General features: G+C 31.8%; 13 protein-coding genes and 1 pseudogene. 8 read left to right on the top strand and 6 right to left on the bottom strand.

All coding sequences use genetic code 11. The annotated features are described in order from the left end of the window. Window positions 1-37: 37 nt before the first annotated feature. The 8 genes from ACHZK0_RS03330 (at window position 38) to ACHZK0_RS03295 (ending at window position 8057) form a co-directional block, all read left to right on the top strand. Complete coding sequence (locus tag ACHZK0_RS03330; RefSeq protein WP_395760592.1) at window positions 38-1471, top strand: IS4 family transposase; 1434 nt, start codon at window positions 38-40, stop codon at window positions 1469-1471. Window positions 1472-1901: 430 nt separating this feature from the next. After that, window positions 1902-2201, top strand: coding sequence for a hypothetical protein (locus tag ACHZK0_RS03325; protein WP_395761150.1), 300 nt, complete (start codon window positions 1902-1904; stop codon window positions 2199-2201). 198 nt (window positions 2202-2399) lie between these two features. Next, the gene (locus ACHZK0_RS03320; protein WP_395761149.1) at window positions 2400-2816 is read left to right on the top strand and encodes a hypothetical protein; all 417 of its coding nucleotides are present in this window, start codon (window positions 2400-2402) and stop codon (window positions 2814-2816) included. Between the two features lie 209 nt (window positions 2817-3025). Continuing rightward, the gene (locus ACHZK0_RS03315) at window positions 3026-3826 is read left to right on the top strand and encodes a hypothetical protein (protein WP_395761148.1); all 801 of its coding nucleotides are present in this window, start codon (window positions 3026-3028) and stop codon (window positions 3824-3826) included. Further along, window positions 3813-4526 (top strand): hypothetical protein, encoded by a 714-nt coding sequence (locus ACHZK0_RS03310; RefSeq protein WP_395761147.1) that lies wholly within the window; start codon window positions 3813-3815, stop codon window positions 4524-4526. The genes ACHZK0_RS03315 and ACHZK0_RS03310 overlap by 14 nt, the downstream gene beginning before the upstream one ends. Before the next feature lie 2 nt (window positions 4527-4528). Then, complete coding sequence (locus tag ACHZK0_RS03305; protein ID WP_395761146.1) at window positions 4529-5077, top strand: hypothetical protein; 549 nt, start codon at window positions 4529-4531, stop codon at window positions 5075-5077. A gap of 781 nt (window positions 5078-5858) precedes the next feature. Next, entirely contained in the window at window positions 5859-6512 is a 654-nt protein-coding gene (locus tag ACHZK0_RS03300; RefSeq protein WP_395761145.1) for an ATP-binding cassette domain-containing protein, read from the top strand. A 114-nt stretch (window positions 6513-6626) separates the two neighbouring features. Further along, window positions 6627-8057: an IS4 family transposase gene (locus ACHZK0_RS03295; protein ID WP_395761144.1), complete on the top strand. Its 1431-nt coding sequence runs from the start codon at window positions 6627-6629 to the stop codon at window positions 8055-8057. 269 nt (window positions 8058-8326) lie between these two features. On the opposite strand, the pseudogene ACHZK0_RS03290 reads toward ACHZK0_RS03295, so the two are convergent. The 6 genes and pseudogenes from ACHZK0_RS03290 to glnH form a co-directional block, all read right to left on the bottom strand. Next, window positions 8327-8765, bottom strand: a pseudogene (locus ACHZK0_RS03290) (HIT family protein). Window positions 8766-8827: 62 nt separating this feature from the next. Then, window positions 8828-9205 (bottom strand): OsmC family protein, encoded by a 378-nt coding sequence (locus ACHZK0_RS03285; RefSeq protein ID WP_262741858.1) that lies wholly within the window; start codon window positions 9203-9205, stop codon window positions 8828-8830. Further along, window positions 9180-10607 carry an amino acid permease gene (locus tag ACHZK0_RS03280; RefSeq protein ID WP_132134739.1) on the bottom strand — a complete coding sequence of 476 codons (1428 nt, stop codon included), beginning with the start codon at window positions 10605-10607 and terminating at the stop codon, window positions 9180-9182. Before ACHZK0_RS03280 ends, ACHZK0_RS03285 begins: the two co-directional genes overlap by 26 nt. A gap of 203 nt (window positions 10608-10810) precedes the next feature. Beyond that, window positions 10811-11455: an amino acid ABC transporter permease gene (locus ACHZK0_RS03275; protein ID WP_242255419.1), complete on the bottom strand. Its 645-nt coding sequence runs from the start codon at window positions 11453-11455 to the stop codon at window positions 10811-10813. Continuing rightward, window positions 11456-12112: an amino acid ABC transporter permease gene (locus ACHZK0_RS03270; RefSeq protein WP_262741857.1), complete on the bottom strand. Its 657-nt coding sequence runs from the start codon at window positions 12110-12112 to the stop codon at window positions 11456-11458. A 97-nt stretch (window positions 12113-12209) separates the two neighbouring features. Further along, window positions 12210-13040 (bottom strand): glutamine ABC transporter substrate-binding protein GlnH, encoded by an 831-nt coding sequence (gene glnH, locus ACHZK0_RS03265; RefSeq protein WP_262741856.1) that lies wholly within the window; start codon window positions 13038-13040, stop codon window positions 12210-12212. Between the last annotated feature and the right edge of the window lie 3 nt (window positions 13041-13043).

The following is a 13043-nucleotide window of genomic DNA, read 5'->3' as shown; positions in this document are numbered from 1 at the left end:
ATTTCTATAGAATTATAGGAAAGGATGGCGTTTCTTTATGAATCTTTCAATTCTTGACGAACTTCAACCGATTGCTGAAGAATTACAACGACATATGTCACCTCATAATCTAGAACTCCTAGCCAAAGAAAAAGGATTTGTTCAGCGAAAGAGTAAATATCAAGCACAGGAGTTAGTTGCTTTATGTGTATGGCTTAGCCAACAAGTCGCAAGTACATCACTCACGCAATTATGTAGCTGTCTAGAAGTATCTACAGGTGTTCTTATCAGTCCTGAAGGACTTAATCAACGATTTAATGCTTCCGCAGTAAAGTTTCTTGAACAAGTTCTAGCTAACCTTCTAACCCAAAGAATTCATTCAACACAAGAAATAATTCATCAATATACCACAATATTTAAGCGTATTCGAATTCTAGATTCTACAACATTTCAGCTTCCAGATAGGTTTTCTTCACATTATCAAGGTTCAGGTGGAAGTAGTCATACGGCCGGTGTCAAAATTCAATTGGAGTATGACTTATTGAGTGGGAAGTTCCTGTACGTTTATGTAGGAGAAGGAAGAGAAAATGATAAAACCTTTGGTTCAAAAAGCCTGAAAACCATTCAACCAAAAGACTTGTATATAAGAGATTTAGGCTATTTTGACTTACATGACTTACAGAAGATCCATGATAAAGGAGCTTACTATATATCACGTTTGAAATTAAATTCTCGAATCTATCGTAAGAATGATGAGCCAGAGTATTTTCGAAACGGGACCGTGAAGAAAGGAACACTCTATATTCAATTAGATATGGAAGAACTCATGAATCAATTGCCCCCTGGTCAAACACTAGAAATTTCAGAAGCATACATTGGACAGTATCAAAAATTACCAGCGCGTGTTATTATTCATCGATTAACAAAGGAACAAACAGAGAAAAGATTGAAAGAACAAGCCAAAAAAGAAAAAAAGAAAGGTATTACCTACAAAGAACGAAGTAAACGGTTGAGTGGAATCAACGTGTATATTACAAATCTTTCTGCAGAAAATGTTCCAACGAAACATATCCATGATTTATATTCATTACGCTGGCAAATTGAAATTTTGTTCAAAACATGGAAATCTTTCTTTCAAATTCACAAGTGCAAAGAAATTAAGAAGGAACGCTTAGAATGCCATTTATATGGGCAACTTATTAGCATTTTACTCTGTACATCTACTATGTTTAAAATGCGTCAGTTACTCTTGGATAAGAAAAAGAAAGAGTTAAGTGAATACAAATCCATTTATATGATAAAGAATTATTATCTATTGTTTTACCAAGGATTACAAAGGGGCACCCAAGAATTATCAAAGATTTTCCTACGTCTGTTCAACCTTTTAGAGAAAAACGGACGGAAATCTCATCGTTACGAAAAGAAAACAGTCTTTGATATCCTCGGCGTTATGTATGAGTGTACGTTGTTAAAGAGTTTCAAAGTCGCATAATATTTTTCAAAACACCTCTTGGTAGGTTTATTTGTTATGCACATTTTTAGTGTAGTCGTAGAAATTCCTCAAAAATACACTCGCATATACCGTCATGATACCCTTAGCTTGATGGTGATGGGGTACTGCCAGCATTTCGGAAAAAACCCACACTAAGAGCATGTAGGATTTTATACAGTTTTTCGGCTAATCCAGTAACAAATGAAAATCTTAAAACCCATGCTAAGATAGGAATATATAAAATGAATAGAGTCATAGAAAAAGAAAAAGGATGTTCCCTAATCTCACAAGGAATCTGCTTTTTCTACGCTATTAATAATGAAACGTTATGTTAACTTTACATGAATATCTTATTCATCCAAATTTGTACAAAATTGCCCTTATTGATGGTACAATTAAATTCGCATAGGAATATTATGGGATTTATTTTATGTTTTATTATGGAGTACTGTTTCTTATAATTAGTACAGCATTATTTTTATTTATTATGACTGTATTACCAAAGATTAAGAATAAAAATCTATCATTCGTAATGGTCGGTTTAGAGATAAATATACTTGCCATTCCATTGTCTTTTTTTATAGGAGGGATGTCAACAGATCCACAAGGTAGTACTATGCTCGATTTTTGGGATGGATTTCTCTTTATTCAAGCAATACCGCTCTTCTTACTACTTCTAATTTTGGTTTGGTGGTTTATTCGTCGGAACAAAGAAAAAGTTCGCATGTAGAATTTTAAAATCCCTTAGAGTATCAAACACCAAATAGTTATAATGCATAAACTAAATAATATATTTATGGAATTATGATTTATATGGATATTTTATGGATGTTTTTTGTAAAAAAAAAACTTTACTACCTTTTTTTTCTTGATTATGGTAAAATATGAAATGTTATGTTCTTTAATTTAAATAAAAGGAGGAAATGATATGAAAAAGTTTAATTTCAAAAAGATTTTATCTGCTACTTTAGTTGCAGGCTCTTTAGCCACAATTGTAGGTGTTCAGACAACACAAGCGGCTTATGACTATAACTATGTTTTTAATGCTATGGGTGGAGCTGATACTACTTATTATGCAAAAAAATACTCTGCTTCTTCTGTTCAGCAAAATATTAATAGCTGGACTAATAGAGGAGAAAACTTTAATGCATGGGTAACTGCAAGAAATAGCTCAAATGCAATGTCTAAGACAGTAAATTTTGATGATAGTGATATAGGTAAAGCTTACTATTTTAGTAACCAGGTTTATGAAACTTATGGTATTACAGATTGTAGAATCAATGCTAGAATGTCATCTAATTGGGCATCTAGTACAGTATATGGTACATGGAAACCTGACCGATAAGAACTATATAGCACTATATAATTTTATTAAATAATTCCTTATTGTTCTAAGATTATAAAATTATTGTTGGCATATTTTTACGAAAAAAATGTGTTAACAGTAAAAGGAATGCATAATATGAAATACACTCACATAAAATTTTAAGAATATAACATTTAAAAAAGTGGTGTAATTTTAACATCACTTTTTTATTTTTTAGGAGTGAAAAAATGAATAATATATTAAAATTTGAATTAAAAAGATCTTTTACTAATTATAACTTTATAATTATCTTTGTTTTACTCACCTTATATGGGCTTTACAATATTTTTTTTCAAATTATACCTGTGTCAAAAATTCAATTTATGACTGTTGAATATAATACCCCCACTTATTTATGGCTTAATACACTTATTACAGATATGTTCTCAAGGATTTTTTTATTTTTAACCCCTATTATAGCTGTTTTACCATTCAGTTGGTCATATGGGTCAGATTATAGTACTAACTATGTTTATTTTATTTATTCTCGATCCAAAAAAATCAATTATATATTCTCTAAATTTATAGCGACCTTTTTATCCGGAGGTGTATTGTTTGTATACCCGTTTATTTTACAATTTATTATTCTAACATGCCTTTATCCTAATTGGCCTTCTTATTATGGAACTTATCCAATACCTAGTGGCTCTATGCTAATTGACTTGTTATATACTAATCCAAATACTTATGTATCTGTATATTTCTTACTCATGTTTTTATATGCTGGTTTGTTTGCAGTAATTGGTTTGATTATAGGTTTATTTGTGTCTAAGAAATTTGTTATCTGTTTAGTTCCCTTTTTATTGTGGATTTTTTCTAGTATTGTTTTGGAATTTACTGGTTTTAATTATCTATCACCAGAGCGTTTCCTGAGACCAACTGGAATCTCAGGTTCATCTCTTATATTTGTTATCAGTCTATGGATTATTTTGATGAGTATATGTTTTGGATTATTCTTAAAGGTAGGTACAAAACGTGAATTGGTTTAGAAGAAAATTATATGAACTGAATATGGTTATGATTAATCTTATTTCTGTAATTATTATATTTCAGGCTATATCTCTTACTATGATCTATCTTATGGAACAAATAAGGAATTCTGATGAATCAACATTTATATTTTTAACAACTAATGAAAATATTGTTTCCTTATTGTTAGTTCCAATCTTTTTATTTTTTATAGCATTATTAATTAGTACCTATCAGGAAGATGTTTTTATTATTCGTTTTAAAACAAGGTACAAATTTTGGAGATCACAATCTATAAAAATAGTTTTATCTTCATTTATATTTACTAGTTTATATGGTATTACCATAGGGGTATACTCTTTACTCTTAAATTTAAACTTTGATGAGAATAACATAGATAATTTATTTCGACTATTTCTCCTTTTCATAGGTCTCACAGCTGTGGGATTATTTTTCTTGTTTATGAAACTGTTTATAAATCAAGCTATACTTATTGTTATGATAATTGTTGGATGGTTTATGAGTGAATTATTTATGGTGAATCCTCTAAGATTTTTCATATGGCAAATGACTTTACAAGAAACTGAAAAAGGAAATATAACAACATTCATTCTATCTTCTATATCACTTATATGCCTATGTATTTTCTTCTATATTGTTGGTTCATATATCATTAATAAAGTTTCATTTATAACTAAAAAAATAAGGAGTGAAGAGTAACTATGAATAAGAGAACAATAACAATATCTATTATTATTCTGATTTTAACTTCTATATATATTTTTCGTTATATGACAGTTAATGTAAATACACCTAAAAAACTCAATGTGATAACCCATAAATCAGGTGATTCGATTGATTTTGAAAATACTACTGTTACTGTAAAAAATGAATCTTCAGATACTCCAATTGATAATATGTTTAGTCATGTTTCTTCTTCAAATGTTCATAAGTATATAAAAGTAAGTATTACTTTTAAGAATAATGGTCAGAAAGAACTAGATCTTAAACCTTTTTTTGACAATGAAGATTTAGTTATAGGAAATAAATTACGAACCATGAGTTTCAAAGATGATAATGAAAAAAACATGAAAGTTCTACCTGATGAAAATAAAACTTATGTGAAATATAGTTTTATTAACAAAGATGAAATAAAATATAAAACTTCTTATATTATAATTCCTACACTTAAACCTCTTGGATTTATAAGTGAGGAAGAACAAAAAGAGATACTTATTAATCGTCATATATGGCCAATAATTATTAATTAGATAGAGAGGGAATAAGATATTGTGGAAGTTACTTAGGTATGATATACAAGCTGGTTTTTATTTAAACCGTTGGAAATGGATAAGTGTTATTTTTATATTTAGTCTTATAACTATATTATATTCTAGATTAAACCCAAACATAACTAGTAGTGATTTTATCTATAACTTTTTCAGAGGAGCAATAAGAACAGATTACAATATTGAAATACCTTATATGTTCTTGCTATTACAAATATATTGCATATTTCTAGTCGGTCACTTTGTATACGATGATTATATGACATTTGGAATTTACGTAATTACTAAAGCAGGAACAAAAACTAAATGGTTATTTAGTAAAATATGTTGGATGTGTTTTAATATTACTCTATTTTACATATTAATTTTTTTGATTTTTATATCCATTACGGGTTTTAAAATAGAGTGGGGTATATTTACTAACCTTAATATTTCACCATTTAATGCAATATTAAGTATTATGCTTTTATTATATTCGACATCTTTATTTATGGGCCTAGCACATGTCACTCTAAGTTTTATATTAAAACCAATTTATAGCTATATTATTATTTCAGTTTTATACATACTACCGATATTTAGTGATTCAGTTTACATACCTGGTGCTCAAGCAATGTTGACTAGATATTCACCGTTTACAGTTATACCCATATATGAATCCTATATTTTTAGTTTTTTGTTATTTGTTTTTTCTTCGTTCATTTTGTTTAAAATTATTTACATTAAAGATATTATAAGAGAACATGAATAAGGGGGATATAGAATGAGTTTCTTTGTAGAATTAAAAAATGTTACAAAGACAATTAGAGGTCATAGAGTATTAAATGATATAGAATTAAAATTACCTGCAGGTAAGATTTATGGATTTCAAGGAAAGAATGGATCAGGTAAAACAATGCTATTACGTGCGATAAGTGGTTTAATTAAACCTACTTCTGGAGAAGTTTATATAAATAAAAAAAAATTGCATAATAACTTTCCAGAAGATATGGGACTATTAATTGAATACCCAGGTTTTTTACCATCTTACACGGGATTTAAAAATTTGAAAATTCTAGCTTCAATTCAAAATAAGATAAATGATCAAAAAATAAATGAAGCTCTTAAAAATGTAGGATTAGATCCAAATGATAAAAGAAAAGTAAAAAAATATTCATTGGGAATGAAGCAAAGGTTGGGTATCGCACAAGCCTTAATGGAAGATCCTGATTTAATAATATTAGACGAACCTACAAATGCCTTAGATAAAAGTGCTGTAGAACTAGTTAGAAGTTTATTGCTTCATTTAAAAGATAAGGGGAAAACAATTATTATTGCTAGTCATGACCAAGAAGAATTACAAGCATTATGTGATGAATTGTTTACAATCGAAAATGGTGAAATTATTGAGAGAAAAACTATAAAAATATCAGTCTAAATTAGATTATAGGGTAGCACCACACATCCATCAACTTAAGGATTTTGACTATTCTTGAAATTGAAAGTGCGTTACTATTTTCTTATATTAATGAGAAAGGGTGACGTGCTTTTTATGAATATGCATCAAAAACAAGAATTGTCTTTATTTGCCGAAGAGTTGTATAGATATATGTCTCCCGCTACACTTAATCGATTAGCTATAGAAGCTGGCGGAATGAAACGAAAACGTAAGTGCCATGGGCACCATTTTCTATCTTTGTGTGTATGGTTAAATCAACAAATCGCTACTACCTCTCTTACTCAACTTTGTAGTCAATTAGAAACCTCAACAGGGGTTTTGTTAAGTCCAGAGGGACTTAATCGACGCTTTAACTCAGCTTCGGTAGCCTTCTTTCGAACTGTATTTACTACACTTCTACAAGCTAAGATTGGAGGGTTATCTAAGATTTCTCATTCTCTTTCTGCTTACTTTGAGCGCATTCGCATCCTTGATTCTACAACCTTTCAAGTTCCAGATCGATTCGCATCTACTTATCCTGGTGCCGGAGGATGTAGTCATAAAGCTGGTATAAAAATTCAATTAGAGTATGACTTGTTGAGCGGAGAATTTTCTGATGTGAAAATTGAACCAGGAAAACGAAGTGATCAGGCATATGGTGCAACTCGAACAGGCATGATACAAAAGAATGAACTATATATTCGTGACTTAGGATACTTTCGTTTACAGGACTTTAAGTCTATCCAAGATAAGCAAGGATATTATTTATCACGTCTTAAATTACCAACTAAAATATATAGGAAAGAATTCGAAACAGTGGTATTTAAAACAAAACCTGCTCAATTGAGACCCGTATATATACAAATTCATTTAGAAGATATCATGAAACAATTACAACCTGGTCAAATGTATGAGTTACATGATGTATATGTAGGGAGTAAAGGCAAGTTGCCTACTCGCATTGTGGTTTATAGGTGTACGGAGGAGCAAAAACAGAAACGCTTACGTGATCGAGCTATTCGCGAAAAGAAAAAAGGGATTACATATACAGAGCGTACGAAACTCTTACAAGGAATTACGGTATATATGACAAACATTCCTACGGAATGGGTGCCAAAAGAGAAAATCTATGATTTATATTCATTGCGTTGGCAAATTGAGCTGTTATTTAAAATATGGAAATCTTGGTTTCAAATTCATCGTTGTAAATCTATTAAACAAGAGCGACTAGAATGTCACCTTTATGGACAACTCATTAGTATCCTATTATGTTCTTCTACTATGTTTAAAATGAGAGAACTTCTGTTACGTAAGAAACAGAAAGAGCTAAGTGAATATAAAGCGATATACATGATTAAAGATTATTTCTTACTTTTTTATCAAGCATTACATAAGAACACCCAAGAATTATCAAAGATTCTTCTTCATCTGTTTAACCTCCTACAGCGAAACGGACGAAAATCCCACAGATATGAGAAAAAAACGGTCTTTGATATTTTGGGCGTTGTTTATGAGTATACCACTTCAATCCATCAGGTAGCATAGTTATAGTAAAAAAATTGAAACCCGTCAGGGTTTTTATGATATCTATAAAAGATAATAGAAAACTACATGGAAAGATCAGTTTTTGTATAAACATATAGTTTAAGTTGATGGATGTGGGGTAGCACCACATGCCATCAAGCTAAAGTTTTATTAACCCACAGAACCAAATGATAAATAGGCTTTCTTGTGAAAAAAGCTTATTTATCATTTTGGGGGTAACCTGTTTTCTTAAGTTGATGGCCATGTGACTGTGCCCCTAGAAATCCCTCTTACGCCTTTTCGGTATGCAGTATTCGCTCTATCACTTCTTGTATGTAACAAATACTTTGTCTCTTCCAAGTTATAATTCTTCTTTTCTCCTAGTTGTACCGTATAAAACTCGGCAAACGAGCGCTCTTTATATCTCGGTACGACATGCATATGGTAATGCGTTAACTCATTAAAGATTCCACCATTTTGACAAACTGTAACTCCATCTGGTTTATATAATAGCTTAATCACTTTTGCAATAAGCTTAGAAGCATCCATAATTGCTTTTGCTACAACATCATCTAATTCGTCCACTTCTACAACATGCTGCTTTGGCACAATTAAAGTATGTCCTGGATAGAAAGGTTCATGATCTAAAAGGCATGTTACATACTCATCTTCATATACTTTATATATTTTTTCCTCTTCGTTTGCTAATTTACAGCCTAAACAGTCCATAATACTTCACCCTCTGTTAAAAACATAAAAACGTGAGAGCCGTATTCTCACGTTTTTATGTTTCATTTTATTAGTTCAATTGTTTCCGTAACCTTGATACTATCTTTTACAGATTGAACAATCGTACAATTTTTCACTGCCAGTTGCAGTGCCTTGTCCAACTGCTCTTCTGTAATGTTTTGTGCTTTAATTTTATAGTGCAAATGAACACTTTCAACTGGTTTTGATAAAGCTTCACTTCTACCAATTTCAGTCTCAATTGTAAACGTATCGTATGTAATACGTTTCTTTTCTAAAATTGTTCGAAAGACAATTGCACTGCATCCTGCGATAGAAGAAATGAGTAATTGTAACGGTGAATACCCATTTTCTTTTCCAATTGCTAATGGACCATACGATAAACCTGCTTCTATATCATCGTGTTTGATTGTTAGTTTCATTTGTATTTTCCATCTCCACTTTCATCGGTTTCTTCCGTTTCTTACTCATATAATAATATATATAGCAGAAAATGATAAATGGAATACCACAATATAACGCCATTCTTTGTTCCGGAATAAACGCTAAACTAATAACAACGATACTATTTGTAATTAAAGCTAAAATAGGAACAATCGGATATAACGGTGTTTTATATTTTAAGTCCTCTAACTTTCCTCCGCCTTTTATATATTGACTTCTAAAGCGAAGTTGCGATAGAGCAATAATAATCCAACTTGATACAGCTGATAAACCAGCTATAGATAATAAGTACATGTATACTGTATCTTCTGCAAGGAAACTTGTGAATAAAGAAAGGCCAGCTACCGCAATCGTTACAACTAATGCTGTAATTGGAATACCTCGTTTATTTACTTTCTTGAAAGAAGTTGGTGCCATTCCTTCATTTGCAAGTGACCATAATATACGAGTTGCCGCATATAATCCTGAATTCGCTACAGATAGTAACGCTGTAATAATAACAAAGTTCATAATATCAGCTGCGTACGGAATACCAATTTTATCAAATACAACTACAAATGGACTTTCAATTACGCCAGCTTCTTTCCAAGAAATTAATCCGACTAAAATTGTCATTGTTAAAATGAAGAATAACATAATACGCCATACTGTATTACGAATCGCACGTGGAATTGTTTTTTCTGGATTTTCACTTTCTCCCGCTGCAATCCCGATTAATTCTGTTCCTTGGAACGAGAAGTTAACTGTAATCATTGTAAGTAATACAGCAGCTAGTCCATTCGGGAATAATCCACCATCGCTTACAAAGTTAGAGAAAAGAGGTGCTGCTTCTTTTCCGTCATATGATATAAACCCTAATAATGCACTACCACCGAGAACAACAAATGCAAGAATTGTAACTACTTTAATACTAGAGAACCAAAACTCTAATTCAGCATAACTCTTCGCTGAGATAGCGTTTGAAGCATATAGAATAACGCCGAATACAAGACACCATACCCAAACATCAACATTCGGAAACCATCTTTTCATCATTAAACCGATTGACGTTAATTCTAGTCCTACTGTTACTGCCCAGCCAAGCCAATATAACCAGCCGATCATAAAGCCCGTTCCTGGTCCAATAAACTTCGTCGCATACTTTTGGAAAGAGCCTGAAACTGGCATTGCTACCGTTAACTCTCCAAGACAAAGCATTGTTAAATACATAATAAATCCGCCTACTAAATATGAAAGGATGGCTCCCCCTGGTCCAGCCTGATTAATGGTGTAACCTGAACCTAAGAAAAAACCAGTTCCGATTACACCACCTAATGCGATCATAAATAAATGTCTACTCTTCATCGTACGATGTAATTTCTCATTTGTTGGTTGCTGCATCTAAATCCTCCCCCTACCGATACCCCTATATCTTGTTAAAATTTTCTGATAATAAAAATATACACGAAAGCGGTTACAATTTCTATATAAAATTAAAACTTTTCTGATAAAATAATATAAAAATCGAATTATCGCGAGAATTAGATTCTAATTAGAGGAAAATAAGGTTAAACAAGGAAAAACCTTTACATATATTGTAAAGGTTAACGGAGTTCTAATCTTCTCGATAAAATTGATAAACTATAATTTACGATAAAGTACATACAAGCTACTACTATAAACGTTGGAATCATATAATTTACATTCTGTCCGCTAATAATTTGAGCATTATGCATAAGCTCTGGCAGTGATATACCAACTGCTAATGATGTATCTTTCAGCAATGAAATAAACTGACTGACAAGTGGCGGGACCATTCTCCTTAATGCTTGTGGCAAAATAATATGCCAAAGCGCTTGAACATACGTTAATCCTGAAGATCTTGCGGCCTCAATTTGCCCTTTTTCAATCGATAATAGACCACTTCGAACAATTTCAGATATCATTGCTGCTTCAAATACTGTTAAAGCAACAATTACAGCTGTTATAATTTCTAATTTCAATCCTACTTCTGGAAGTGCAAAATACGTGAAAAATATAATTAAAAGTAGTGGTAAGTTTCGAATCACTTCAACGATAATTCCTAATACTTGTGAGACTACAGGAATTTTCATATAGCGCAATATCCCTATTACACTACCAATAATAAAGCTAAGTACAATTGCTACGAGAGCTACCTCTAACGTTATAAGTAATCCTTTTAATAAAAACAGAATATGATCACCTGTTATTGCTCCCTTAAAATCCATTTACACCGCCTCCTTTGCTAAGCGTTTTTCTAAATAACGCACTAGCATACTGAGCGGAATTGTTAATATTAAATAAAACATCCCTACAAATATATAGACGTCGAACGTAACAAACGTCTTCGTTGAAATTAAATCTCCTTGATACATCAAATCCGTACCAGCGATAATTCCGAGTATGGAAGAGTTTTTTACTAAATTGAGAAATTGATTTCCTAAAGGAGGAATTACGATTTTCATCGCTTGAGGTAAAACAACATGGTACATTGCTTGCGTATAAGTCAATCCTGAGGAACGTGCTGCTTCCATCTGACCTTTCGCGACTGATAGAATACCAGCGCGAATAACTTCCGCAATAAACGCTGCCGTATATACTGTAAGCGTAACTGTCCCTGCTACAAAACCATTTAAAGTGATTCCTATTACAGGTAAAGCGAAATAAAATATAAATGCAATTAATACGAGTGGAATATTTCTTACAAACTCCACAAAAGCTGATCCTATCCAATTTAAAATACGAATAGGTGCAATACGCATTACAGCCAAAATTACTCCCAAAATAAAGCTTCCTATTAATGCAATTACACTAGACATCACTGTATATTTAAAGCCTTCTACATACATATCAATGTTATTCGTTAATATAGAAAAATCAGGCACATATTCTCCCCTCTTTCTTTACAAGAAGAGGATGAGTATCCCTCATCCTCTTCCTATTTATCGATGAGAATAAAGCTCCATTCATGAAACTCTCACTTTACTTCTCTTGTTTTTGCCCAATCCATTTTTCATACAATTTATCGTATTCTCCGTTTGCATTCATATCTTTTAGTAAACTATTAATCTCTTTCGTTAAATCGTCTGCACCTTTTTGTACTGCAATTCCGTACGGCTCATCCGTGAAAATTTTCCCTACAACTTCATAATTTGAATCTTGTTTCGCCATGCCGTAAAGAATTGCGTTATCTGTCGTTAAAACATCCCCTTTTCCTGCTTTTAACGCCGTAAATGCCTCACTATAATTTTCAAATTCTAATACGGTCGCTTCCGGTGACTTTTGACGAATATTATTTGTAGACGTTGAACCTTTTACAGCTAACACTTTCACACCCTTTTTCACATCATCAATACTTTTAATATCGCTTCCTTTTTTTACAAGTAACGATTGCCCTGCTTTAAAATATACATCTGAAAAATCTACTTCCTTTTTACGTTCTTCCGTAATTGTCATTGTTGCGATAATTGCATCAATATCACCGTTTTTCAGTAGTGGAATACGCGTTTTAGACGTTACTTCTTTTAATTCTAGTTTCTTTTCATCTCCAAGGATTTTTTTCGCAAGCGCCTTTGCGATATCGACATCAAATCCTTCTACTTGCCCTGTTGAAGGGTTTTTCAAGCCAAATAAGTTCGTATCATTCTTTACTCCAACTACTAACTTCCCGCGCTTTTTAATTTGCTCCACAGCCCCGCCTTGCTTCGTATTCGTTTCTTTCGCCTCATCTTTTTTACTTCCGCAGCCAGCAACGACAAGTACGAATAAACATGAAAATACGATCAACGTAAACAACTTTTTCATTTTAAGCATGAA

Origin of the sequence: Bacillus sp. 3G2 (assembly GCF_044324725.1) — a bacterium.
Taxonomy (GTDB): domain Bacteria; phylum Bacillota; class Bacilli; order Bacillales; family Bacillaceae_G; genus Bacillus_A; species Bacillus_A mobilis.
This window is presented reverse-complemented; position numbering and strand designations above follow the sequence as displayed.

Bases quoted from the DNA above. Each gene is read 5' to 3' on its own strand.
- ACHZK0_RS03330 (WP_395760592.1), top strand. From the start codon at position 38: ATGAATCTTTCAATTCTTGACGAACTTCAACCGATTGCTGAAGAATTA.
- ACHZK0_RS03325 (WP_395761150.1), top strand. From the start codon at position 1,902: ATGTTTTATTATGGAGTACTGTTTCTTATAATTAGTACAGCATTATTT.
- ACHZK0_RS03320 (WP_395761149.1), top strand. From the start codon at position 2,400: ATGAAAAAGTTTAATTTCAAAAAGATTTTATCTGCTACTTTAGTTGCA.
- ACHZK0_RS03315 (WP_395761148.1), top strand. From the start codon at position 3,026: ATGAATAATATATTAAAATTTGAATTAAAAAGATCTTTTACTAATTAT.
- ACHZK0_RS03305 (WP_395761146.1), top strand. From the start codon at position 4,529: ATGAATAAGAGAACAATAACAATATCTATTATTATTCTGATTTTAACT.
- ACHZK0_RS03300 (WP_395761145.1), top strand. From the start codon at position 5,859: ATGAGTTTCTTTGTAGAATTAAAAAATGTTACAAAGACAATTAGAGGT.
- ACHZK0_RS03295 (WP_395761144.1), top strand. From the start codon at position 6,627: ATGAATATGCATCAAAAACAAGAATTGTCTTTATTTGCCGAAGAGTTG.
- ACHZK0_RS03285 (WP_262741858.1), bottom strand. From the start codon at position 9,205: ATGAAACTAACAATCAAACACGATGATATAGAAGCAGGTTTATCGTAT.
- ACHZK0_RS03280 (WP_132134739.1), bottom strand. From the start codon at position 10,607: ATGCAGCAACCAACAAATGAGAAATTACATCGTACGATGAAGAGTAGA.
- ACHZK0_RS03275 (WP_242255419.1), bottom strand. From the start codon at position 11,455: ATGGATTTTAAGGGAGCAATAACAGGTGATCATATTCTGTTTTTATTA.
- glnH (WP_262741856.1), bottom strand. From the start codon at position 13,040: ATGCTTAAAATGAAAAAGTTGTTTACGTTGATCGTATTTTCATGTTTA.